At 61.2% G+C, this 22,940-nt stretch carries 22 protein-coding genes; 20 read left to right on the forward strand and 2 right to left on the reverse strand.

What is annotated here, in order from left to right:
• The first annotated feature begins 20 nt into the window (after nt 1-20).
• The 17 genes from BLLJ_RS02175 (at nt 21) to BLLJ_RS02250 (ending at nt 17,098) form a co-directional block, all read left to right on the forward strand.
• Nucleotides 21-353, forward strand: a complete 333-nt coding sequence (locus tag BLLJ_RS02175) for a hypothetical protein (protein WP_007051301.1) — start codon at nt 21-23, stop codon at nt 351-353.
• A 15-nt stretch (nt 354-368) separates the two neighbouring features.
• Complete coding sequence (locus BLLJ_RS11100; protein ID WP_007051300.1) at nt 369-608, forward strand: hypothetical protein; 240 nt, start codon at nt 369-371, stop codon at nt 606-608.
• Between the two features lie 193 nt (nt 609-801).
• Nucleotides 802-2,187, forward strand: a complete 1,386-nt coding sequence (gene glmM, locus BLLJ_RS02185) for a phosphoglucosamine mutase (RefSeq protein WP_007051299.1) — start codon at nt 802-804, stop codon at nt 2,185-2,187.
• 24 nt (nt 2,188-2,211) lie between these two features.
• Complete coding sequence (locus BLLJ_RS02190; protein WP_013582414.1) at nt 2,212-2,865, forward strand: peptide deformylase; 654 nt, start codon at nt 2,212-2,214, stop codon at nt 2,863-2,865.
• Complete coding sequence (locus BLLJ_RS02195) at nt 2,862-4,343, forward strand: 3'-5' exonuclease (RefSeq protein ID WP_013582415.1); 1,482 nt, start codon at nt 2,862-2,864, stop codon at nt 4,341-4,343. The genes BLLJ_RS02190 and BLLJ_RS02195 overlap by 4 nt, the downstream gene beginning before the upstream one ends.
• A gap of 16 nt (nt 4,344-4,359) precedes the next feature.
• On the forward strand, nt 4,360-4,491 hold the full coding sequence (locus BLLJ_RS11500; RefSeq protein WP_007056419.1) for a hypothetical protein: 132 nt from the start codon (nt 4,360-4,362) through the stop codon (nt 4,489-4,491).
• A 234-nt stretch (nt 4,492-4,725) separates the two neighbouring features.
• A complete protein-coding gene (gene prfB / locus BLLJ_RS02200) occupies nt 4,726-5,850 on the forward strand; it encodes a peptide chain release factor 2 (RefSeq protein WP_007051295.1) in 1,125 nt (374 codons plus the stop codon).
• An 8-nt stretch (nt 5,851-5,858) separates the two neighbouring features.
• The gene (ftsE, locus tag BLLJ_RS02205; protein WP_013582416.1) at nt 5,859-6,992 is read left to right on the forward strand and encodes a cell division ATP-binding protein FtsE; all 1,134 of its coding nucleotides are present in this window, start codon (nt 5,859-5,861) and stop codon (nt 6,990-6,992) included.
• 10 nt (nt 6,993-7,002) lie between these two features.
• Nucleotides 7,003-7,926: a permease-like cell division protein FtsX gene (gene ftsX / locus BLLJ_RS02210; RefSeq protein ID WP_007057792.1), complete on the forward strand. Its 924-nt coding sequence runs from the start codon at nt 7,003-7,005 to the stop codon at nt 7,924-7,926.
• 102 nt (nt 7,927-8,028) lie between these two features.
• Nucleotides 8,029-9,387 (forward strand): CHAP domain-containing protein, encoded by a 1,359-nt coding sequence (locus BLLJ_RS02215; protein WP_013582417.1) that lies wholly within the window; start codon nt 8,029-8,031, stop codon nt 9,385-9,387.
• A gap of 122 nt (nt 9,388-9,509) precedes the next feature.
• Entirely contained in the window at nt 9,510-9,986 is a 477-nt protein-coding gene (gene smpB, locus BLLJ_RS02220) for an SsrA-binding protein SmpB (RefSeq protein WP_007051292.1), read from the forward strand.
• A gap of 162 nt (nt 9,987-10,148) precedes the next feature.
• Complete coding sequence (locus BLLJ_RS02225; RefSeq protein ID WP_013582418.1) at nt 10,149-11,105, forward strand: ABC transporter substrate-binding protein; 957 nt, start codon at nt 10,149-10,151, stop codon at nt 11,103-11,105.
• A gap of 210 nt (nt 11,106-11,315) precedes the next feature.
• Nucleotides 11,316-12,260, forward strand: coding sequence for an ABC transporter substrate-binding protein (locus tag BLLJ_RS02230; RefSeq protein ID WP_008783149.1), 945 nt, complete (start codon nt 11,316-11,318; stop codon nt 12,258-12,260).
• A gap of 130 nt (nt 12,261-12,390) precedes the next feature.
• Nucleotides 12,391-13,374 carry an amino acid ABC transporter permease gene (locus BLLJ_RS02235; RefSeq protein ID WP_013582419.1) on the forward strand — a complete coding sequence of 328 codons (984 nt, stop codon included), beginning with the start codon at nt 12,391-12,393 and terminating at the stop codon, nt 13,372-13,374.
• Between the two features lie 15 nt (nt 13,375-13,389).
• Complete coding sequence (locus BLLJ_RS02240) at nt 13,390-14,220, forward strand: amino acid ABC transporter ATP-binding protein (protein ID WP_007057800.1); 831 nt, start codon at nt 13,390-13,392, stop codon at nt 14,218-14,220.
• Between the two features lie 207 nt (nt 14,221-14,427).
• Nucleotides 14,428-16,320 (forward strand): glutamine--fructose-6-phosphate transaminase (isomerizing), encoded by a 1,893-nt coding sequence (gene glmS, locus BLLJ_RS02245; RefSeq protein ID WP_013582420.1) that lies wholly within the window; start codon nt 14,428-14,430, stop codon nt 16,318-16,320.
• A 13-nt stretch (nt 16,321-16,333) separates the two neighbouring features.
• Nucleotides 16,334-17,098 carry a pseudouridine synthase gene (locus BLLJ_RS02250; protein ID WP_013410317.1) on the forward strand — a complete coding sequence of 255 codons (765 nt, stop codon included), beginning with the start codon at nt 16,334-16,336 and terminating at the stop codon, nt 17,096-17,098.
• A 35-nt stretch (nt 17,099-17,133) separates the two neighbouring features.
• Here BLLJ_RS02250 and BLLJ_RS10075 read toward each other — a convergent pair whose 3' ends face one another.
• Both BLLJ_RS10075 and BLLJ_RS02255 read right to left on the reverse strand, forming a co-directional pair.
• Entirely contained in the window at nt 17,134-17,295 is a 162-nt protein-coding gene (locus tag BLLJ_RS10075) for a transcriptional regulator (protein ID WP_013582421.1), read from the reverse strand.
• Nucleotides 17,296-17,385: 90 nt separating this feature from the next.
• Nucleotides 17,386-18,372, reverse strand: coding sequence for a LacI family DNA-binding transcriptional regulator (locus BLLJ_RS02255; protein WP_013582422.1), 987 nt, complete (start codon nt 18,370-18,372; stop codon nt 17,386-17,388).
• Between the two features lie 246 nt (nt 18,373-18,618).
• On the opposite strand from BLLJ_RS02255, the gene BLLJ_RS02260 reads away from it, so the two are divergent.
• From BLLJ_RS02260 to BLLJ_RS02270, 3 genes are all read left to right on the forward strand, one after another.
• On the forward strand, nt 18,619-19,545 hold the full coding sequence (locus BLLJ_RS02260) for a carbohydrate ABC transporter permease (protein WP_007051281.1): 927 nt from the start codon (nt 18,619-18,621) through the stop codon (nt 19,543-19,545).
• Between the two features lie 58 nt (nt 19,546-19,603).
• Nucleotides 19,604-20,611 (forward strand): carbohydrate ABC transporter permease, encoded by a 1,008-nt coding sequence (locus BLLJ_RS02265; protein ID WP_032738944.1) that lies wholly within the window; start codon nt 19,604-19,606, stop codon nt 20,609-20,611.
• 193 nt (nt 20,612-20,804) lie between these two features.
• Entirely contained in the window at nt 20,805-22,880 is a 2,076-nt protein-coding gene (locus tag BLLJ_RS02270) for a beta-galactosidase (RefSeq protein WP_013582423.1), read from the forward strand.
• Nucleotides 22,881-22,940: the final 60 nt, after the last annotated feature.

Here is a 22,940-nt window from a genome sequence, read left to right on the forward strand (position 1 = left end):
GATTCACGGCATTGCGTGTCATGCTGATTGGCGGTTCGCGGCGCGAGCAGGTGCTGTTCGCCGGCGTTATGAAGGAGCTACTCGCGCCCATCAACAATCCGCGATATGTCATCATCGGTAAGGAATGGGGCGTGCGCGCTTACTGCGTGAGCTTCCCCTGCCCGTCCGTATTTGCCCGCCGCCAGCAGGACGCCGAGATACTGAGCCGGCAGTTGGACCGCTGCCTGACGCATTGCACCATGGTATACGCCCGCACTGAGGAAGGTCGGCATACGCTACTTCGCTGCCAAACGCGTTCTTTCCTCAACCGCGACGAGCAACTGCCGCACATACTGACCACAACATCGGAGTAATAGATCGTTGCATTCATGGCCGAGACCACCCCGGTAGAGGAGATGCCGTTGGGCATGTTCATCGCATGGCTCAGCGTGTTCCTCGCCGTCGTTCTGTTTGGTGTTGCTTTGCCGGTTATCGATGTACGCTGGGTAGTTCCGTTCGTCGTATTTGCCGCTGTATTGTTTACAGGCGCGTTTGCCGGCCCGTTCTTACTAGTGCGATGGCTTCGTTCCCGTGCCGGAGTGCATCGGTCCGCCCGGCATGCCCGCTAACGAATGTATCTCATCATTCATCCGCCGAACAAGATGAATATGCGGGTTTGTGGGTGATGCCATTGCGGCTGTTGAATGCTGATTTCCGGTTCTGGAGCAGATTCCGTGGCGGTTTTTTGCCGAGTCGGGTCCTAGGGTGGAGCACAACGACTACGATGGTGCGGGTAACGCGATACAAGGAGTGGAACTTCATATGCCGAAGATGTTTGGAACCGATGGTGTTCGAGGACTGGCCAATAGGGATTTGACCGCACGTCTGGCGTTGGATTTGGGCGATGCCGCCGTGCGTGTGCTCGGCGACGCCGGCACCCAAGACGATCAGCCTGAGGGGCGCCGCCGCGCGCTCGTGGGTCGTGACACCCGTGTGTCCGGCGATTTTCTGGCTTCCGCCCTGTCTGCGGGCATGGCCGCCGGCGGATTCGACGTGATCGACGCAGGCATCATCCCGACCCCGGGCATCGCGTTCCTGACCAGCGTGCTCAACGTTGAGATGGGTGCCGTGATCTCCGCCTCCCACAACCCGATGCCCGACAACGGCATCAAGTTCTTCGCACGCGGCGGCTTCAAGCTGCCCGACCAGAAGGAAGACGACATCGAGGCCGTGCTCGGCCAGGACTGGGACCGCCCGACCGGTGCCGGCGTGGGCCGCGTGAGCCACGACCAGACCACCGCCACCAACCTGTACATCGATCATCTGGTGGCCACCATCGCTCCGCTGAACGATGACAAAACCCAGCCCAAGCCGCTCAAGGGCCTGAAGATCGTGGCCGACTGCGCCAACGGCGCCACTTCCGTGGTGGCTCCCGAAGCCCTGCGCCGTGCCGGTGCGGATGTAATCGTGATCAACGCCTCGCCGGACGGCTACAACATCAACAAGAACGCCGGTTCCACCCACCCCGAGCAGCTGCAGGCCATGGTCAAGGCCACCGATGCCGTGATGGGCGTGGCCTTCGACGGCGACGCCGACCGTTGCCTCGCCGTGGACGAAGACGGCAACATGATCAACGGCGACCAGATCATGGGCATTCTGGCCCGCGCCAAGCAGCGCGAAGGCAAGCTCAACCACGACACCCTCGTGGTCACCGTGATGAGCAACCTCGGTCTGAAGCTCGCCCTGAAAGATATGGGCATCAAGACCGTGGAAACCGCCGTGGGCGATCGTTACGTGCTTGAGGAAATGCTCAAGGGCGATTACTCGCTCGGCGGCGAGCAGTCCGGCCACGTGATCAACCGCGAATTCGCCACCACCGGCGACGGCACCCTGACCGCACTGACCCTGTGCAACGAGGTCGTCAAGTCCGGCAAGAGCCTGAAGGAGCTCGCCGCCGACTTCCCGCAGCTGCCGCAGACCCTCATCAACGTGCCGAACGTGGACAAGAAGGCCGCCTCCACCAACAAGCGCATCCAGGATGCCGTGGCCCGTGAGGAGGAACTGCTGGGAGACACCGGCCGTGTGCTGCTGCGCCCCTCCGGCACCGAACCGCTCGTGCGCGTGATGGCCGAGGCCGCCACCCAAGCCTACGCCGACGAAGTCTGCACCCGCCTCGCCAAGATCGTCGCCGAAGAACTCGCGCTGTAGCACCCTTCCCTAAGGAAAAAAACAATGTTTGGAAAGAACGCCAAAGTCGACCTCGAACTCAACCGTGATGTCGAAAAACTCATCAAAACCGGCGGCAAGGAGAAGCTCCTGCCCATCGTGCAGGCCGGCGAACCGGTGTTGCGCCAACGGACAGTGGCCTATAATGGCCAGCTTTCCAAGCGTACGCTCGCCAAACTCATCGATACGATGCACACCACCATGCTGGAGGCACCCGGCGTGGGGCTCGCCGCCACCCAGATCGGCTTGGGGCTCGCGCTCGCCGTGGTCGAAGACCACGTGCGCGACGACGAGGATGATCCGCGCGAAATCGCGGAATTCCCCTTCCACGTGATCATCAACCCGAGCTACAAACCCACCAGCGACAAAACCGCCTCGTTCTACGAGGGCTGCCTGAGCTTCGACGGATACCAAGCTGTGCGCAAGCGTTGGCTCGACATCACCGCCGAATGGGATGATGAAGACGGCAAACACCACAGCGAGCCGCTGCACGGCTGGCCCGCACGCATCTTCCAGCACGAAACCGATCATTTGAGCGGCGAGTTGTATATCGATCGCGCCGAAATCCGTTCGCTGACCACCAACGAGAACCTCGAGGACTACTGGTGCGAAGACCCGGTGCCCACCGAGGCCGCTGAAGAGCTCGGTTTCGCACTATGACCGACCGTGCATGGTTCGACGCCGCCAAGGGAGACATTCCCCAATGGGCGGCGTCCATGCCCAAGGACGCCGATGGCACCACCATCGACTGGGACTGGGTGCGTTCTCTGGACCTGGCGCATGGCGTCGGCACAATACCGGAATCCACCCCACAGTCCATCCACGACGCATTGAAGGCCGACTACGCCACACGCGAGCGTCTGGAATCGATCATCGCCCAATGCAACAGCGCATTCATGACCGATTTCGACCGGTTCATCGGCTCCTATCGTCTGCCTCGCGCGCTCGCCTACGCCAATCGTCGGCTCAACGACAACATCAACACGCTGTTGCATCTGGGCGAACAGCAACACCTATGGGCGGTCAGTCGCGAACGGCGGGGGAGGGCCACCATTGCCGTGCTCAAGCCGTACTCCGGCAGCGGCCCGTCGAACGATGACCAAGGCATGCTGGATCTGAGCGGCGAAGCCGGTGGCACATCTGCCGGAAACACTGCCGCCGAAAACAGCGATGTCAAGTTCCCCACAACAGTCGCCTTGGACGATGTCCAAGATCGTACGGCAGCGATTCTTGACGCACGCGCCGAACGGCGTAAGGCCCAGCGCTTCCAGAAGCGGGCGGGCGATGCGGCGATGGCCCGCGCCAATCTCTCCGGCGCGACTTCGCCGGGTGGTGCCGCTCTGCCGGGTGGTGCCGCCGCGTCTGGCAACGCTACCGGACACCATCCCAAGCCCGACTGGCGCGACGCCTACCTGCCCGGCCGCGACGTGGATGCGGTGATGGGCATCGACATCGAAACCACCGGCATCGATCCGGCACGTGACTACATCATCGACGTCGGCTTCGAGTTCATGAACATGGCCAGTCCGCGCCCGGCCGGCGAACCCGAGACATACGCCTATGAGCAGGGCTATTACGCCGCCGGCGACGCCTACGGCCAGTCCCGCCTCGCTTTTGGCGTGCCGCCGGAAAACGCGGCGCTCGGCAACGCCCTCATCGCCAAACTCACCGGTATCGATGTACGCGGCCGCAGCAGCGAGGCCGGGTACCGACTCTTCGACGAATGGCCCCAAGCCCAGGCCGGCCTGCTCGCGCGGCTTACCCAGCAGCCGTACGTGGCGCATAACGCCACCTTCGAACATAGCTGGTTCATGCTGAACGTCGCCGGATACGCGGAAAGCTACCGCGCCGGGCGCATCACCATCATCGATACCCTGCCGATGAGCCGGCAGTGGGACCCCGGCGCGGTACCCACCAACGAGCATCCTTACGGAGACAACACGCTCGACGCCTACGCCAAACGTCAGGGCGCGCTTGATTCCGCCCACAACGAACGCCACCTGGGCCTTGAGGATTCGCACATCATGCTGGTGGCCATGAAACACCATCTGGCGGCGCTGAAAGCGCAAGGGAAAGGGCCGTGGGGGTCCACCGGCAGGGCGGGCATCGGCGGCAAGTCCTGCGGTCGTAAGCGGTGAGTACACTATTGGTCTCGTGAGTAACTATCAGGACAGCCGACAGCAGCGTGAGAACCGCCGCCGCACCATCGTGCGTGTGGTGTGCGTGGTCATAGCTGTGGCCATGCTCGGCTCCCTGGTCATCCCGGCGATTTACGCGGGGCTTTGACGTTGCCTTCGCATATTCGTGCCCGCAGTTGAACACGTCTGATGCGAGGGATTCGTGAGGTCGCCCGGCCGGTTATCGGCAAGGCAGGCCCGGAACCTTCTGACAGCATGGATTGCAGGCGGATGCGCGTGTGGCGCGGCAATGCCCGCCAACGCCAGAGGAATGTGCGAAGGCTGTCAACAAGGACGTGACTTCCCAAGGAATCTCAAAGAATCAACAGTAAGGTAAACCACGATGGCAGAATTTGACTTTACCCAGGCGATCGGCGAAGCCCGCGCCAAATACGAATCCATCGCCAAGGCGCTGGACGTCGACCGACTCAAGGCCGATATCAAGGATCTCGAAACGCAGGCCGCGGCCCCGGGCCTGTGGGATGACCCGGAAAACGCCCAGAAGATCACCAGCCGGCTGTCCGCCGCGGAATCGCAGCTGAAGCGTCTGAACTCCGCCTCCCAGCGCATCGACGATGTGGAAACGCTCGTCGAACTCGGCCACGAGGAGGGCGATCAGGACTCTCTGGACGAGGCGCAAAGCGAAATCGGCGAGATCCAGAAGGATCTCGACCAGATGGAGATTCAGACCCTGCTTGACGGCGAATATGACGAACGTTCCGCCGTGGTGACCATCCGCTCCGGTGCCGGCGGCGTCGACGCGGCCGACTTCGCGCAGATGCTGCTGCGCATGTACCTGCGCTACTGCGAGCGTAACGGCTTCAAGGCCAAGGTCATGGACACCTCCTACGCCGAAGAGGCGGGCATCAAGTCCGCCACCTTCCAGGTGGACGCCCCCTACGCTTACGGCCGACTGTCCGTGGAAGGCGGCACCCACCGTCTGGTGCGCATCTCCCCGTTCGACAACCAGGGTCGCCGCCAGACCAGCTTCGCCGCCGTGGAAGTGGTGCCGCTGGTCGAGGCCACCGATCACATCGACATTCCGGATACGGACATCCGCGTGGACACCTACTGCTCCTCCGGCCCCGGCGGCCAGGGCGTGAACACCACGTACTCGGCCGTGCGCATCACCCACCTTCCCACCGGCATCGTGGTGACCATGCAGGATGAGCGTTCGCAGATTCAGAACCGCGCCTCCGCCATGGCCGTGCTCCAGTCCCGACTGCTCGTGCTGCGCCACGAGGAGGAGGCCAAGAAGAAGAAGGAGCTCGCCGGCGATATCAAGGCCAGCTGGGGCGATCAGATGCGCTCCTACGTGCTGCACCCCTACCAGATGGTCAAGGATTTGCGCACCGGCTACGAAACCAGCCAGACCCAGGCCGTGTTCGACGGCGACATCAACGCGTTCATCGAGGCCGGCATCCGCTGGCGCCACGAACAGCGCCGCGCCGCCGAAACCGAGGAGTAAGCAGCATTATGGCGCTGATCTCACTGGACAATGTGTCCAAGATCTATCCCAAAGGCACCCGACCGGCGCTTGACGACATCAACCTCGATATCGAACGCGGTGATTTCGTGTTCCTTGTGGGTGCGTCCGGCTCCGGCAAGACCACGCTCTTGAGCCTGCTGTTGCGCGAGGAAGAGGCCACCAACGGCGAGATTCGCGTGGCCGGCAACGATCTGCGGCGCATCACCAACCGTCAAGTGCCGCAGTACCGCCGTTCGCTGGGCTTCGTGTTCCAGGATTACAAGCTGCTCAATAACAAAACCGTGTGGGAGAACGTGGCGTTCGCCCTTGAGGTGATCGGCACACGGCGGTCCACCATCAAATCGTTGGTGCCCAAGGTGCTGGATACCGTGGGGCTCACCGGCAAGGAAAAGAACTACCCGCATGAGCTCTCCGGTGGCGAGCAGCAGCGTGTGGCCATCGCCCGCGCCTACGTGAACCACCCGCAGATTCTGCTGGCCGACGAGCCCACCGGCAACCTCGACCCGACCACTTCGCTGGGCATCATGGAAGTGCTGGACGCCATCAACCGCACCGGCACCACCATCGTCATGGCCACGCATAACGAAGAGATCGTCAACTCGATGCGCAAGCGCGTGGTCGAACTGCACAACGGCAAGATCGTGCGTGACGAGGCTCATGGCTCCTATGATTCCGCCCTGTTCTTCCCGGATGCCGAAGTCGAAGCCAAGTCCGACGCCGCCCATCATGTGCTGGCGGCGGCGACCAAGGCCATCGAGGGCAGTGACGAGCCGTCCGAAGGCATCGCCCGTCTGGCCAACTCCGTGCATTCCGGCCGCACCGGCCGCTATGGCGAGACGTTCGCGCCGCTGGAAGACACGCTGACCTGGGGCAAGGGCATCCCGTTGGACGAGCAGGCCGCCGCCCTGGAAAGCACCCAGGCGTTCGACCCGTTCAATGACGAGTCCGGCGAGACCGCCGCGGTTGCCGATACGTCCGTGTCATCCGCCGCCGAGCCGCCGGCCCCGCCGGAACCGCCCGAGCCGCCGACCCCGCCGGAACCGCCCGTACCGCCTGTCGGCGAGCAGTCCGCCGCAGACCAAACATCCGACGATCAACCCGCTGAGGGCGCGAAGGAGTAAGGGGGATCATATGCGAGCACGATTCATTCTGTCCGAAACGTGGGCCAACCTCACCCGTAACCTGTCGATGCTGCTGTCGCTGACGCTGGTCACCTTCATCTCATTCCTGTTCATCGGCGCTTCGGTGCTTACTCAGGCGCAGATCACCAAAGCCAAGGGCGACTGGTACGACAAGGTCGAGGTCGTGGTGTGGCTATGCCCCGACGGCACCAGCCAATCCGCGAACTGCGCTTCCGGCAAATCGCCCTCAGCCAATGAGATCACGGCACTGCAGAAAACCATTCGCGACGAACTCAACGACGTGGTCTCCAACATTGACTACGTCAGCAAGCAGGACTTCTACGACAGCACATTCACCAAGCAGTACCCGAATGGCGAATTCCAAGGCCGTACGCTGACCGCGGACGATATGCAGGACTCTCTCTGGCTCAAGCTGAAGGATCCGACCAAATATCAGGTGGTCTCCGAAGTGCTCTCCGGCAAGGAGGGCGTGGAAGACGTCACCGACCAGCGCCAGATCTTCGACCCGGTGTTCGCCGTGCTCAACCGAGCCACGGCGGTTACGGCCGTGCTCGCCGGCGTGATGGTGGTGGTCGCCATCCTGCTGACCGGAACCACCATTCGCATGTCCGCCGCGTCCAGACGAACCGAAACCGAAATCATGAGATACGTGGGTGCCTCGAACTGGACGATTCGTCTGCCGTTCATTCTGGAGGGCGCCATCGCCTCACTGATCGGCTCGGTGCTCTCGTGCCTGATGCTTTCGGCCATTGTGAACGTGTTCATCACCGGCTGGCTGGCGAAATCCATTACATGGATTCCTTATGTGAATCAGCTCACGGTACTGGTGATATCGCCGTTCCTGGTTGTGGGCGCGATACTGCTGTCCATCATCGCTTCAACCATTTCGTTGCGGCGTTATTTGAGGGCGTAACGCGACCGGCTTACCCGCGAGAAATGTGATGACATCGTGTGCAAGCCTCTCAGGTTCGCATGTTATGGTATTGGCTTAAGTGAGCGAAAGGACCATTCACATATGACGAATGTACGTGTGATCAAGCCCGCACTGGCGGCATTGGTGGCCGCCGCAGCCTGTGTGGGAGGTCTGGCGTTCGGCTCGTCCCAACCTGCCCAGGCAGACACCTATTCCGACCTGATCAATGCGCAGAACCAGCACGCCGCGTCGGTACAGCGCGAGGCCGAACTCAAGCAGCAGTTGGCCGGTGTCAACCAGGAACTGGCGGATAAGGTACTTGAGCTGGATGATTTGACGAACAACAAGATTGTCGCCGCCCAGAACAAGGTCACGCAGGCCAACGAGGATGCCGCCACCGCTCAGGACGAGGCCGACGCCGCATCCGAACGTCTTTCCGCCGCACAGAAAGACAAGGAGACGCTCGAGGAGCAGATCAAGCAGACCGGCAAGGACTACGATGACGCGCACGCCGCCGTGGCCCAGCTGGCCCGTGACGAGATGCACGGCTCGAATGCTTCCGACGTGATGAGCGTGGTCACGGGTGCCACCAGCACACAGGACTTCGTCAACTCCATGCAGTCCCGGGACGCGTTGTCCCGCAACGAGGCGAATGCGGCTTCCTCCGCCGCGAACTCGCTGAGCACGTCGAAGAACCGTGGCGAACGTCTGTCGGCCATCGAAAAGCAGATCGCTGTGCTCAAGACCCAGGCCGATGAGAAGGCCGCTTCCGCGCAGACCGCCGCCGAAACCGCGCAAAGCGAACGTGACGCTTTGGACAAGCTACGTCAGGAAGGCGAAGCAAGGCGTAACGAACTGTCTTCCATGATCGACAGTCTGGATTCCCAATCCGCCAAGCAGGCGGCCCAGACCGTACTGATCGCCTCCCAGGTCGATTCCTACAATCGTCAGTACCAGAAGGAGCAGCAGGACGCCGCCAACCGGGTGGACACCGGTAACCAGGGCGGTACGCCGACCACTCCGGTGACTCCTACTCCCACTCCCACACCGACGCCGGCCCCCACCCCGACGGTTCCCAGCGGTGGCGGCAACAGCAGCGGCCAAGGTACATCGAACGGTGATTACGGCAACGCCTATGCCACCGGCCAGTGCACGTATTGGGCGTATGAACGCCGTAAGCAGATGGGCATTGGCACGCCGTCCTATCTCGGCAATGGCGGTTACTGGTGGCGCAGCGCCCCCTCGTACGGCTTGCGCGTGGACCACAACCCTCAGGTCGGTGCGGCGCTCTCCTTCTTGCCTGGTCAGGACGGTGCCGATGGTACCTATGGCCATGTTGCCGTGGTCGAAGCCGTGTATGGCGACGGCACATTCCAGATTTCTGAAATGAACTGGGGTGGTCCGTGGATCATGCACTACCGCACCTTGACCAATTTGGGTCAGTACTGGTTCGTCCACTGATCGGTTGGTTCGGCCGATATATACGGTTGAAGGGTTCCTCTTGAAGAGGAACCCTTTTTCGTATTCGAGGCCGGTCCGTGATATCGTCGGATGTTGCGTTGCTACCCACGAAAGGAGGAGACATGCCCAAGGAAACCGGTGAGAAACTCATCGTACAGAACAAGAAGGCCCGGCATGACTATGCCATCGAAGACAAGTACGAGGCAGGGCTGGCCCTGACCGGCACCGAGGTCAAGTCGTTGCGCGAAGGCCGCGCATCGCTGTCCGAGGCGTTCATCTCCATCGACCGCCGCGGCGAGATGTGGCTGGAGGGCGCGAACATCCCCGAATACCTGAACGGCACATGGAACAACCATGCGCCCAAGCGCAAGCGCAAGCTGCTGCTGCACCGACTGCAGATCACCAAGCTCGCCCGCGGCATCGAGGCCAAGGGATACACGATTGTGCCGCTGAGCCTGTACTTCAAGGACGGTCGCGTCAAGGCGGAGATCGCACTGGCCCGAGGCAAGAAGGAATTCGACAAACGTCAGGCCCTGCGCGAAGAGCAGGACAAGCGCGAAGCCCTACGCGCCATGCGCTACGCCAACATGCGCCACTAATCCCGTCCCTTGGCTCCCCTCCGGAGGGGAGCCAAGAGTAGGATGTCCACGTTGTGGGCCATTTCGCCCACGATTAACGCTTCCGTAGCATTGCACTCCTACGCTCTGGAACCATCTGGGAAACATACCCGCCCAGCTGACTATCCGGAGAGAGGAAATCCAATGTCTCTAAGCAAGGGAATACAATCCGCTGCGGCCGCCGCCCTGAGCGCGGCCATGCTGATCGCCTTGGCAGCCTGTGGCACGACTGACAGCACCGACACCGCAGCCAAGAGCGGCGATTCATCCAAGGACTCGTCCAGCACTTCGATTCAAGGCTTCGACACCAGCAGCATCCAGAAGGACGACGAGATAGCCGCACTGCTGCCTGATTCCGTCACCAGCGACGGCACGCTGACCGTCGGCACCGATACCTCTTACGCTCCGGCCGAATTCCTGGCCGAAGACGGCAAGACCCCGGTCGGCTTCGACGTCGACCTGTCCAAGGCCATCGCCGCCGTATTCGGCCTGAAGGAAGAAACCATCTCCTCTACCTTCGACTCCATCATTCCGTCCGTGGGCTCCAAGTACGACCTTGGCATCTCCTCCTTCACCGTGACCAAAGAGCGCATGCAGGCCGTCGACTTCGTCACCTACTTCAAGGCCGGTTCCACCTACGTGGTGCAGAAGGGCAACCCGAACAAGGTCGACTCCTCGAACCTGTGCGGCGTGAAGGTGGCCGTGCAGACCGGTACCACCCAGGAAGAGGAAGTCAACAAGGCCAACGAGCAGTGCAAGGCGGACGGCAAGGATGCCATCGACATCCAGTCCTCCAAGCTGCAGACCGATGTGACCACCGCCGTGGCTTCCGGCAAGGCCTCCATCTTCTACGCCGATTCCACGGTGTCCGCCTACGCCATCAAGCAGACCGGCGACACCTTGGAGACGCTCGGTGAAGACGCCGGCGGGGTGCCCGAGGCCGTGGCCATCAAGAAGGGCGATACCAAGACCGCCGAAGCCGTGCAGAAGGCCATCCAGAAGCTGATGGACGACGGCACCTACAAGAAGATCCTCGACACTTGGGGTGTTGGTTCCGGTGCCATCGACAAGGCTGAGATCAACCCGGCCGACGCCGCCTGATTGCCAGGTGTCCCTGTTCGTTCCCGCTGGCGGGAGCTGTCGCCGAAGGCGACTGAGGGTGGTCTGTAGCATAACAGCCACCAGCAGTTGTATTCTTATGCGGCGGCCTCCCAGCGGGAGCATTTGTATATGTATACGCTATAATGTATATTTATACCTGATTGTTGATAGTCGCTATAGGGCGGCTCCACAGAGAAGAAGAGAGAGATCATGCAGTTCAACAAGCTGAAGACCATTGCGGCCGCCGCCTTGAGCGTGGCCATGCTGTTCTCCGCCGCGGCTTGCGGCACCTCCGACAAGGCGGGTGACTCCGGTTCCGATAAGGGCGGTTCCTCCAAGTCGGTCACCATCACCAGCTACGACGTGAGCTCCGTGAAGAAGGACGATGCAATCGCCGCACTGCTGCCTGAATCCGTGACCAAGGACGGCAAGCTCACCATCGGCACCAACCCCTCCTACGCCCCGGCCGAATTCCTCGACGCCGACGGCAAGACCCAGATCGGCTACGACATGGATCTTGCCCGCGCCATGGGCAACATCTTCGGTCTCGATACCGAAATCGTCTCCTCCAACTTCGATACGATCATTCCGGCCATCGGCTCCAAGTACGATCTGGGCATCGCTGCCTTCACCATCACCAAGGAGCGCATGGAATCCGTCGACTTCGTCTCCTACTTCACCGCAGGCATGGGCTATGCAGTGGCCGCAGGCAACCCCAAGAACGTCGATGAGAACGACCTGTGCGGTCTGAACGTTGCCGTCGAGACCGGCACCGTCGAGGAAGAGGCCATCAACAAGACCGCCAAGCAGTGCAAGGCGGACGGCAAGAAAGACATCACCATCCAGTCCTCCAAGCAGCAGACCGACGCCACCACCGCTGTGGTGACCGGCAAGGCCGACGTCTTCTTCGCCGATTCCCCGGTTGTCGGCTACGCCATTGCCCAGACCGATGGTCAGCTGGAACAGCTCGGCAAGGACTTCGATGAAGTGCCGAACGCCATCGCCATCAAAAAGGGCGATTCCCAGACCACCGAAGCCGTGCAGAAGGCCATGCAAAAGCTTATGGACGACGGCACCTACACCAAGATCCTCCAGCACTGGGGCGTCGAATCCGGCGCACTGGACAAGGCCGAAATCAACCCGGCCGTCGAATAGCCGACAAGCTGTCGCGAAAATTCGAATGGGGCGCACTGTTTGTAACACAGTCGCCCCATTCGTACACTAAGGTTCAACGCTAGTTGCAACTTGCAGTTCAGGCTGCCCAACACGTCCAAGGAACCAAATTATGGCGAAGAAAGAAGTCGACGGTGAGGGAGTGAACATCCCCAACCGCATCAAGGCGCTGCCGGTCAAGCGCCCCGGCCCGATTGTGGCCGCAGTGATCGTGGTGCTGCTCGCCGCGATGCTCATTCAAGGCTTGATTACCAATCCGCGACTGGATTGGCCCACCGTCTGGAAGTACCTGTTCAACGAGAACGTGCTTGAAGGCATTCGCTATACCTTGGAGCTCACCGTGATCTCCATGGTCGTGGCGATCATCCTGTCGGTGATTCTCGCCATCATGCGCAAATCCATCAATCCGGTGCTGCGCGGCGTCAGCTGGTTCTTCATCTGGTTCTTCCGCGGCACGCCTGTGTACACGCAGCTCATTTTCTGGGGTCTGTTCGCCGTGCTGATTCCCAAGATTAGCCTCGGCATTCCGTTCACCTCGGTGGAGTTCTGGAGCATCGACTCCAACGTGGTGGTCACCGCATTCAACGCCGCATGGATTGGTTTGGCTCTGAACGAGGCCGCCTACCTGTCCGAAATCGTGCGTGCCGGCCTTGAAGCCGTGGACCCCGGCCAGACCGAGGCGGCCAAGGCATTGGGCATGAACCGCACGCTCATCATGCGCCGCATCGTGCTGCCGCAGGCTATGCGCATCATCATCCCGCCCACCGGCAACGAGACCATCGGCATGCTGAAGACCACCTCGCTGGTCACCGCCGTGCCGTTCACCCTCGAACTGCAGTTCGCCACCAACGCCATCGCCAACCGTATCTACAAGCCGATTCCGCTGCTTCTCGTGGCCTGCTTCTGGTACCTGCTGATCACCTCCATTCTGATGGTTGTGCAGTCCCGCCTTGAGGCGCACTTCGGCAAGGGCTTCAACGCCCGCCCGGTGGGCACCAAGGGCAAGCAGCCGCCATTGCCGGGTAAGACCGACGGTGAACCGAAGGATGACGTGGACAAGCTCAACCAGACCACATTTGTCGGATTGAATGCATAAGGCGGGAGCGCGATTATGACTACGAATGACATCACCAGTGTTGCCCCGGTCGTGCGCAAGGCGGCTGACGGTTCCGTGATTCCTGCTGTCAAGGCCGTGCAGGTGCACAAGGCGTTTGGGCCGCTGCATGTGCTCAAGGGCATCGATCTAACCGTTATGCCCGGTACTGTGACCGTGATTCTGGGGCCCTCCGGTTCCGGCAAGTCCACGTTCCTGCGTCTGATCAACCAGCTGGAAACCCTGACCGGCGGTTCCATCGAGGTGGACGGCGAACTCATCGGCTACAAGCACGTGACCAAAAACGGCCAGGACATGCTGCAGACCCTGGACGATAAGGAGATCGCCGCACAGCGTTCTCGCCTCGGCATGGTGTTCCAGCGCTTCAACCTGTTCCCGCACATGACCGCGCTGGAAAACGTGATGGAAGCCCCGATTCACGTGCAGCACCAGTCCAAGAAAGCCGCCCGTGACCTGGCCGTGGCCGAGCTTCAGCGCGTCGGTCTGGGCGATCGCATGGACTATTACCCCTCCCAGCTGTCAGGTGGTCAGCAGCAGCGTGTGGCCATTGCCCGTGCTCTGGCCATGAAGCCGGAGATCATGCTTTTCGATGAGCCGACCTCCGCCCTTGACCCCGAACTGGTGGGTGAAGTGCTCAACGTCATGCGTTCCTTGGCCAAGGAAGGCATGACCATGGTGTGCGTGACCCACGAAATCGGCTTCGCCCGCGAAGTCGCCGACCAGATCGTGTTCATGGACGGCGGCGTAGTCGTAGAAAAGGGCGGCCCCGACATCATCGACCACCCCACCGAGCCTAGGTTTAAGGACTTCTTGCAGCACGTGCTGTAGGAAGGCTCGTTGTTGCAGCTCCAAAAACGTACGCTGATGAACTCAGCGTACGTTTTTTTGCGACGCCTAATCGCACCCCCATCTCGTGAAGAACGTACGCTGAGTGGTAGTCAGTGTACGGTTTTCACGAAGGGGCATGTTCCAATCCTGCAAAGGCGGCGGGTTGGATTCGCTTTGCGCAATAATCGTCCGCTAGGCTGGTGAGCCATGTGTGGAATCGTTGGATACGCGGGAAATATTGAAACGGCATGCGGCAAGCCTTTGGAGGTCTGCCTGCAAGGCCTGGAACGTCTGGAATACCGAGGCTATGACTCGGCCGGTGTGGCGCTGACCGCGCCCGGCATGGATAAGGTGGTCGTGCGCAAGAAGGCCGGCCGTTTGAAGAACCTGGTCGAAGACATCGAGCGTAAGCCGATGCCGCTTGCCACGGTGGGCATCGGCCACACGCGCTGGGCCACCAATGGCGAGCCGAGCGACGTGAACGCCCACCCGCACACCAGCATGGACGGCAAGGTGGCCATCATCCATAACGGCATCATCGAAAACGCCTCTCAGCTGCGTCTCGACCTGCAAGCCGAAGGCTACCGATTCGCCTCTGCCACCGACACTGAGGTGGCCGCTAAGCTGCTCGGCAAGATCGTGGACAAGATTATCGCGGACGAAGGCAAGCCAGACCTGTTCAAGGCTGTGCGCCGCATGGCCCGCATGCTTGAAGGCGCGTTCACCATTCTGGCCACCGACTGCCGCCAGCCGGACATCGTGGTCGGAGCCCGCCATGATTCGCCGCTGGTCGTGGGCCTTGGCGAGGGGGAGAACTTCCTCGGTTCCGACGTCGCCGCATTCGTGGCCTACACCAAGCGCGCCATGGAAGTCGACCAGGATCAGGCCGTATGCGTGTCCGCCGACAAGGTCATCGTCACCGATTTCGACGGCAACGTGGTCGAAAACCCGAAGACCTACACCGTGGATTGGGATGCTTCGGCCGCCGAAAAGGGCGGCTGGGATTCCTTTATGGACAAGGAGATCCACGAAGACCCTGCCGCAGTGCAGCGCACCCTGCTTGGCCGCTTCGATGCGAATGGCGGCATCACCCTTGATGAAGTGCGTATCGACGAACACGACTTCAAGGCCATCGACAAAATCATCGTCGTGGCCTGCGGCACCGCCAGCTACGCCGGCCAGGTAGCCAAGTACGCCATCGAACACTGGGTGCGTATCCCCGTGGAAATCGAACTCGCGCACGAATTCCGTTACCGTGACCCGATTCTGACCCCGCGTACGCTCGTGGTGGCCATTTCTCAGTCCGGCGAAACCATGGATACTCTGATGGCCCTGCGCCACGCGCGCGAACAGGGGTCCAAGGTGCTGGCCATCTGCAACACGCAGGGTGCCTCCATTCCGCGCGAATCCGACGCCGTGCTCTACACACACGCCGGCCCGGAAGTTGCCGTGGCATCCACCAAGGCGTTTGTGGCGCAGATCACCGCCGCCTACCTGCTGGGCCTGTATCTGGCGCAGGTCAAGGGCGCGATGTTCCGCGATGAGATTCATCAGGTGCTTGACTCCCTGAAAGACATGCCGCGCAAGATTCAGTGGGTGCTCGACACCCAGCCCAAGACCATCCAGGCGGCCGCCGAGCGCATGGTGAACGCCAACTCCTTCTTGTTCCTCGGCCGTCACGTGGGCTACCCGGTGGCGCTTGAGGGTGCACTGAAGCTCAAGGAGATCGCCTACACGTTCACCGAGGGCTTCGCGGCCGGCGAGCTCAAGCATGGACCGATCGCGCTGGTGGACGAGGGTGAGCCCGTGGTGTTCATCGTGCCGCCGCAGCGCGGCCGCAATGTGTTGCACGCCAAGGTGATCTCTGGTATCGAGGAGGTCAAGGCTCGTGGCGCGTACATCATCGCCGTGGCCGAGCAGGGCGACCCGGATGTGGAACGGTACGCTGACGTGGTGTTCTGGCGCCCCGCCTGCCCAACGCTGATGAGCCCGCTGGTTGACGTGGTGCCGCTGCAGCTGTTCGCCATGGACATGGCAAAGCTCAAGGGCTACGACGTGGACAAGCCCCGCAACCTCGCCAAGTCCGTGACCGTTGAGTAAGCCACATCGGTATGTGATTGACGAGCCTCATATTCCGTTTGAGATGGACGTGCTGTATGAGGACGAGCGGATCATCGTGGTGGACAAGCCGCATTTTCTGGCCACCATGCCGCGCGGCATGTGGTATCGGCAGACCGCGCTGATCCGATTGCGTGAGCGGCTGGGGGAGCCGGACATCACGCCAGCGCACCGATTGGACCGCATGACCGCCGGCGTATTGGTGTTCGTGCGGGATCCGGCCTGCCGCGGCGCGTATCAGATGCTGTTCCAGAACCGGCAGGCCGTCAAGGTCTATGAATGCCTGGCGCCCTGCCGGCCGATCAGCCGCCCGCGATTCGGCACGATCATGCAGGTCGAGCCGCCACGCCCGTTCCCATTGCTGCGCCGATCGCACATCACCAAGGAACACGGCACGATGGCCGCATTCGAGGAACCGGGTTTGGCCAACGCCGAAACCCTCATCGAGCGCGGCGACCTCTGTTTCCCTCCCGCTGACGGGAGGTGGCGCGAAGCGCCGGAGGGTGGTCCCCATCCGGGGAATCACCCCATCTGCCGCTACACACTCCACCCGCGCACCGGCAAAACCCACCAATTGCGCGTCCACATGAATTCGCTCGGCCTGCCCATCGTGGGCGACGACTTCTACCCGCGCATCCAGACGCGCCCCTACGACGATTTCAGCCAACCATTGCAGTTGGTAGCACGCATGCTGCGATTCACCGATCCAATAACAGGCGAGAAGCGCGAATTCGTTTCCCGTGTGCCGCTTAAGATCTGATTTCTTATGCATTGAGAGTGTTTTCGCTCATGGTGTCACCATTCATAGAGTTCGGCGGGCTGCGGGGTTTTGCGGACATCCAGCGACAAGCCAAGCTCAGTCAGGGCGCTGAGAATGGTGGAGAATTCGGGATTGGGGACTCGGGCGTGTTCAAATTCGATCAGCCAGCGACGTGGCACGCCCAGCCGTTGGGCCATGTCGGTCTGACTAATGCCCTGGCGTTGCCTATGAATCACTGGCAGGTGGATCACTGGCAGGTACCAGTGGATGCCAGCGCATGCCGCTCGTCAGCTGATGTCGAGCACGGAACCGCGTTCAATCAGTTCCGGCGGGATTACGGTTTTGACGCCGACCGGTATCTTCTCGCCTTCGCATTGACGGCGGACCATGGAGAAGGCGGTGGCGCCAATGTCGTCAAAGCGCAGCTTCATGGTCGTCAGGTTCAAGCGCGGGACCATATCGACCAGCGAATCATCGACGCCCACGATGCTGACATCCTCGGGCACACGCTTGCCCACTGACTGCAACCCGAGCATTGCGCCGTACGCCATCTGGTCGTTGGCGGCGTAGATGGCCGTGCAGTCGGGGTCGTGGGCCAACGCCACGCCGGCCTGGTAGCCTGAATCCGCGCACCAATCGCCGATATACATGCTCGGTACGCGTGCTCCCATTTGTTCCAACGCTTCTCGCCAACCGCGGGCGCGGCTTTCGGCGGCACGCGAGGTGGACGGTCCGGCAATGTGGTAGACGGTCTTGTGTCCCTTGCTCATCAGGTAATCGACGATAGCGATCGAGCAGCCATACTGGTCGGCGTCAACAGTGGGGCAGTGGTCGGCGGCGGATTCGCAGATGAGCACGACTGGAAGTTCTCGCGGAGGCTTGTATCCGACGAAATCGGAGATGCGTTCCTCCAGCACTACGATGACACCATCCACCGGCTGACGCTGCATGCGATCGATGGCGGCGGAAAGCGTGCGTTCCGCACCGTGGCGCATGGTCTGGATGGTGACTGAATAATCGTCATCGGCCGCGTTGGCCACAATAGAATCAAGGATGCGGGCGTTGCCGAACGTGGCGGTGTTGAACATCACCACGCCGATATCCTGGAAGCGGCCGTGCTTTAGGGCTCGGGCCGCATAATTCGGACGATACCCAAGGCGTCTCATTGCAGCTTCGACACGCTGGCGTGTTTCGGGTTTCACCGCATCGCTGCCATTCGCCACGCGGGACACTGTCTGTGGCGAAACGCCGGCGGCTTTCGCTATGTCTTGCATGGACACCTGTGTTGGCCTCGACATTTCACCCTCGCTTGACTCATTAATGTCGGTGTTTCGTTTGCAACGCTTATCTTAGGGCCGCTTACGGTAACGATAACATCGTTGTCTTCGTGACCATTGTAGCAGAGTGACTGAGAAACCCTTAATTCAACACGGTACTCAACACGATTGGACAATGTTACAAATGGTGTTATGATGATAACGCAAACATTTTGGTCAACCTTCGAAGGAGAGGGGTTGGGAATGGCTTCAGCCGATATCGCAGCTGCGCCCGTGCATTCGGGCAAGGCTCGTGTGAATAAGCACAAGGCCGATTGGCGTGGATGGAAATTCATGTGGCCTTTTGCGGTGGTGTTCGTGTTCGTGTTCATCGTGCCGATCGTGTACGCCGTTTATATTTCGTTCTTCAAGAAGCAGATGATCGGCGGCACCAAGTTCGTCGGCTTCGAGAACTACGCGCGCCTGTTGGGTGATGGCCAGTTCTGGAGCAGTGTTGGTCGTGTGGCCCTGTTCACGTGCGTGCAGGTGCCGATCATGCTGTGCCTGTCGGCTTTGATGGCCCTGGCGTTGGATTCGATGAAGCTGCATGGCACGAGGTTCTTCCGTATCTCGACGTTCCTGCCCTACGCGGTGCCGGCGGTGGTGTCGACGTTGATCTGGGGTTTCGTGTATGGCGCGAAGTACGGCCTGGTGGGTTCGTTGAACGATTTCCTGGGCACGGACATCGACGTGCTCGCCCCCAGCGTGTTGTTGGCCAGTATCGGGAACATCGTGACGTGGGAGTTCACGGGCTACAACATGCTCATCTTCTACAGCTCGCTGTCGACCATCCCGCATTCCCTGTACGAGGCGGCCAGCATCGACGGCGCGTCGGAGTGGCAGATCGTGAAGAGCATCAAGCTTCCCGAATTGCGCGGCAGCCTGGCGATCACGGTGATCTTCAGCATCATCGGCTCGTTCCAGCTGTTCAACGAGCCGAGCATTTTGCAGAACATGGTTCCTGGTAATGCGATCACGACGTATTACACGCCGAACATGTACGCGTACAACCTGAGCTTCTCCGGCAACCAGTCGAACTACGCGGCCGCGTTGGCGATCGTGATGGCCGTGATCACCATGGCCATCGCCTACATCGTCCAGCTCAACAGCCTCAAGGAGCAGATGAAGTGACGACGACTACTGCTGTTCGTGTTGAGGAATCGATGATGATCGTGAAGGAGCGTATGTGATGAGTGCAGCAACGACTTCGGCCGCCGGTCGCCTGACCGACGCCGAGCTCAAGGCCCAGGAGAAGGCCGCCAGGAAGGCGGAGAAGGCCCGCCAGAAGAGGATCGCCGCCGACGAGGCCGCCGAACGCAGGCGCAGCGCGAAGGCCGGGTTCGCGAACGTGAACAACCCGAGGCGTTCCACGTTGTTGACCGTCCTGTGCGCGGTCTTCGCCGTGTACTGCCTGTTCCCGTTCGTCTACCTTTTGATCAACGCGACGAAGACGCAGGCCGACTTCACCAGTACGTTCGGCCTGGGCTTCGGCAAGACGTTCGCCCTGTTCGACAACATCGCGACGGTGTTCTCCTATCAGGACGGTATCTTCGCGCGCTGGCTGTTCAACACGATCCTGTACGTGGTGGTCGGCGCCGGCGGCGCGACCCTGCTGGCGATCATGGGCGGCTACGCTCTGGCCAAGTTCCGCTTCCCGGGGCGCAAAGCGGTGTTCGTGGTCATCATCGGCGCGATCAGCGTGCCGGGCATCGCTTTGGCGGTTCCCCAGTTCCTCCTGTTCGCCAAATTGGGCCTGACGAACACCCCGTGGGCCATGATCATCCCGTCGCTGATCAGCCCGTTCGGTTTGTACCTGATGTGGATCTTCAGCGAGCAGGCCGTGCCCCAGGAGCTGCTGGAGGCCGCCCGCGTGGACGGTGCCTCCGAGTTCCGCACGTTCTGGCAGATCAGCCTCCCGTTGTTGGCTCCGGGCATCGTGACGACGGCCCTGTTCACGATCGTGGCGACGTGGAACAACTACTTCCTGCCGTTGATCATGCTCAAGGACGCGGACTGGTACCCGCTGACCATCGGCCTGAACCAGTGGAAGGACCAGGCGAGCACGGCCGGCGGCCAGGCGATCCAGAACCTGGTGATCACGGGCTCCCTGATCACGATCATCCCCTTGGTCATCGCGTTCTTGTGCCTGCAGAAGTACTGGCAGTCCGGCCTGGCCGCAGGCGCCGTCAAGGAGTGAGCGTACTTTGGCTCCCTTCTGGTGGAGGGAGCCGAGATAAAGGCGCATAACCACTAACAGAAGGAGGCACCTATGCAGATATTCGCATTGTTGAGAATTGTGCAGGTGCCTCCTTGTGTGTCTGTGCAACGTGAGGAATTTATTCCCGTAGACGCAGATTATCGATAAAATTCAATAAAGGAACTGAATCATCATGGAACGTAAAGAGTTCAAGTGGCCGCAGCCTCTTGCGGGCAACGAGCCCCGCATCTGGTACGGCGGCGACTACAACCCCGACCAGTGGCCGGAGGAAGTCTGGGACGAAGACATCGAGCTTATGCAGCAGGCCGGCGTCAACCTCGTCTCCGTAGCCATCTTCTCCTGGGCCAAGCTTGAGCCCGAAGAAGGCGTGTACGACTTCGATTGGCTCGATCGCGTCATCGACAAGCTCGGCAAGGCCGGCATCGCCGTCGATCTCGCCTCCGGCACCGCATCCCCGCCGATGTGGATGACCCAGGCCCACCCGGAGATCCTCTGGGTCGACTACCGCGGCGACGTCTGCCAGCCCGGTGCCCGCCAGCACTGGCGCGCCACCAGCCCGGTCTTCCTTGACTACGCGCTCAACCTGTGCCGCAAGATGGCCGAGCACTACAAGGACAACCCCTATGTGGTCTCTTGGCATGTGAGCAACGAGTACGGCTGCCACAACCGCTTCGACTATTCCGAAGACGCCGAGCGCGCCTTCCAGAAGTGGTGCGAGAAGAAGTACGGCACCATCGACGCTGTCAACGACGCTTGGGGAACCGCATTCTGGGCGCAGCGCATGAACAATTTTTCCGAGATCATCCCGCCGCGCTTCATCGGCGACGGCAACTTCATGAACCCGGGCAAGCTGCTTGACTGGAAGCGCTTCAGCTCCGACGCCCTGCTCGACTTTTACAAGGCCGAGCGCGACGCCCTGCTCGAGATCGCCCCCAAGCCGCAGACCACCAACTTCATGGTCTCCGCCGGCGGTGCCGGCATCGATTACGACAAGTGGGGTTACGACGTGGACTTCGTGTCCAACGATCACTACTTCACGCCTGGCGAAGCTCACTTCGACGAGCTGGCTTACTCGGCCTCCCTATGTGACGGCATCGCCCGCAAGAATCCGTGGTTCCTCATGGAGCACTCCAGCTCCGCCGTCAATTGGCGCCCGATCAACTATCGCGTCGAGCCCGGCGAATTGGTGCGCGACTCCCTGGCCCACTTGGCCATGGGCTCCGACGCCATCTGCTACTTCCAGTGGCGCCAGTCCAAGGCCGGTGCCGAGAAGTGGCACTCTTCGATGGTTCCTCACGCGGGCCCCGACTCCCAGATCTTCCGCGATGTGTGCGAGCTGGGTGCCGACCTCAACAAGCTTGCTGACGAGGGCCTGCTGAGCACCAAGCTGGTCAAGTCCAAGGTCGCCGTCGTCTTCGATTACGAGTCCCAGTGGGCTACGGAACACACCGCCACGCCTACTCAGGAGGTACGCCATTGGACCGAGCCGCTCGCGTGGTTCCGCGCGCTGGCGGACAACGGTCTGACTGCAGACGTGGTGCCGGTTCGCGGCCCTTGGGACGAGTACGAAGCCGTCGTGCTGCCGAGCCTGACCATCCTGTCCGAAGAGACCACGCGCCGCGTGCGCGAGTATGTGGCGAACGGCGGCAAGCTGTTCGTGACCTACTACACCGGTCTGGTGGACGACAAGGATCACGTCTGGCTGGGTGGCTACCCCGGTTCCATCCGTGACGTGGTGGGTGTGCGCGTTGAGGAATTCGCCCCGATGGGCAACGACTTCCCCGGTGCCATGGACCACCTTGACTTGGACAACGGAACCGTGGCGCACGATTTCGCCGACGTGATCACCTCCGTGGCCGATACCGCTCACGTGGTCGCCTCCTTCAAGGCAGATAAGTGGACCGGTTTCGACGGCGCTCCCGCCATCACCGTCAACGACTTCGGCGACGGCAAGGCCGCATACGTCGGTGCCCGTCTCGGCCGTGAGGGTTTGGCCAAGAGCCTGCCCGTGCTGCTGGAGGAACTCGGCATCGAGACTTCGGCTGAGGACGATCGCGGTGAAGTGCTGCGCGTCGAGCGTGCGGACGAAACTGGCGAGAACCACTTCGTGTTCCTGTTCAACCGCACCCACGATGTTGCGGTCGTGGACGTGGAAGGCGAACCGCTGGTCGCCTCGCTGGCCCAGGTCAACGAGTCCGAGCACACGGCCGCCATCCAGCCCAACGGCGTACTCGTCGTCAAGCTGTAAAACCGCGCATAGCGCCTAATTACCGAAAGGCTCCCCTGCTGCTCATCGTAGCAGGGGAGT

The sequence above is a fragment of the Bifidobacterium longum subsp. longum JCM 1217 genome, from assembly GCF_000196555.1.
In the GTDB taxonomy this organism is placed as follows: domain Bacteria; phylum Actinomycetota; class Actinomycetes; order Actinomycetales; family Bifidobacteriaceae; genus Bifidobacterium; species Bifidobacterium longum.

Excerpts from the sequence above, each read along its gene's own strand:
- BLLJ_RS02175 (WP_007051301.1), top strand. The coding sequence starts at position 21 with ATGCTGATTGGCGGTTCGCGGCGCGAGCAGGTGCTGTTCGCCGGCGTT.
- BLLJ_RS11100 (WP_007051300.1), top strand. The coding sequence starts at position 369 with ATGGCCGAGACCACCCCGGTAGAGGAGATGCCGTTGGGCATGTTCATC.
- glmM (WP_007051299.1), top strand. The coding sequence starts at position 802 with ATGCCGAAGATGTTTGGAACCGATGGTGTTCGAGGACTGGCCAATAGG.
- BLLJ_RS02190 (WP_013582414.1), top strand. The coding sequence starts at position 2,212 with ATGTTTGGAAAGAACGCCAAAGTCGACCTCGAACTCAACCGTGATGTC.
- BLLJ_RS02195 (WP_013582415.1), top strand. The coding sequence starts at position 2,862 with ATGACCGACCGTGCATGGTTCGACGCCGCCAAGGGAGACATTCCCCAA.
- prfB (WP_007051295.1), top strand. The coding sequence starts at position 4,726 with ATGGCAGAATTTGACTTTACCCAGGCGATCGGCGAAGCCCGCGCCAAA.
- ftsE (WP_013582416.1), top strand. The coding sequence starts at position 5,859 with ATGGCGCTGATCTCACTGGACAATGTGTCCAAGATCTATCCCAAAGGC.
- ftsX (WP_007057792.1), top strand. The coding sequence starts at position 7,003 with ATGCGAGCACGATTCATTCTGTCCGAAACGTGGGCCAACCTCACCCGT.
- BLLJ_RS02215 (WP_013582417.1), top strand. The coding sequence starts at position 8,029 with ATGACGAATGTACGTGTGATCAAGCCCGCACTGGCGGCATTGGTGGCC.
- smpB (WP_007051292.1), top strand. The coding sequence starts at position 9,510 with ATGCCCAAGGAAACCGGTGAGAAACTCATCGTACAGAACAAGAAGGCC.
- BLLJ_RS02225 (WP_013582418.1), top strand. The coding sequence starts at position 10,149 with ATGTCTCTAAGCAAGGGAATACAATCCGCTGCGGCCGCCGCCCTGAGC.
- BLLJ_RS02230 (WP_008783149.1), top strand. The coding sequence starts at position 11,316 with ATGCAGTTCAACAAGCTGAAGACCATTGCGGCCGCCGCCTTGAGCGTG.
- BLLJ_RS02235 (WP_013582419.1), top strand. The coding sequence starts at position 12,391 with ATGGCGAAGAAAGAAGTCGACGGTGAGGGAGTGAACATCCCCAACCGC.
- BLLJ_RS02240 (WP_007057800.1), top strand. The coding sequence starts at position 13,390 with ATGACTACGAATGACATCACCAGTGTTGCCCCGGTCGTGCGCAAGGCG.
- glmS (WP_013582420.1), top strand. The coding sequence starts at position 14,428 with ATGTGTGGAATCGTTGGATACGCGGGAAATATTGAAACGGCATGCGGC.
- BLLJ_RS10075 (WP_013582421.1), bottom strand. The coding sequence starts at position 17,295 with ATGGCCCAACGGCTGGGCGTGCCACGTCGCTGGCTGATCGAATTTGAA.
- BLLJ_RS02255 (WP_013582422.1), bottom strand. The coding sequence starts at position 18,372 with ATGCAAGACATAGCGAAAGCCGCCGGCGTTTCGCCACAGACAGTGTCC.
- BLLJ_RS02260 (WP_007051281.1), top strand. The coding sequence starts at position 18,619 with ATGGCTTCAGCCGATATCGCAGCTGCGCCCGTGCATTCGGGCAAGGCT.
- BLLJ_RS02265 (WP_032738944.1), top strand. The coding sequence starts at position 19,604 with ATGAGTGCAGCAACGACTTCGGCCGCCGGTCGCCTGACCGACGCCGAG.
- BLLJ_RS02270 (WP_013582423.1), top strand. The coding sequence starts at position 20,805 with ATGGAACGTAAAGAGTTCAAGTGGCCGCAGCCTCTTGCGGGCAACGAG.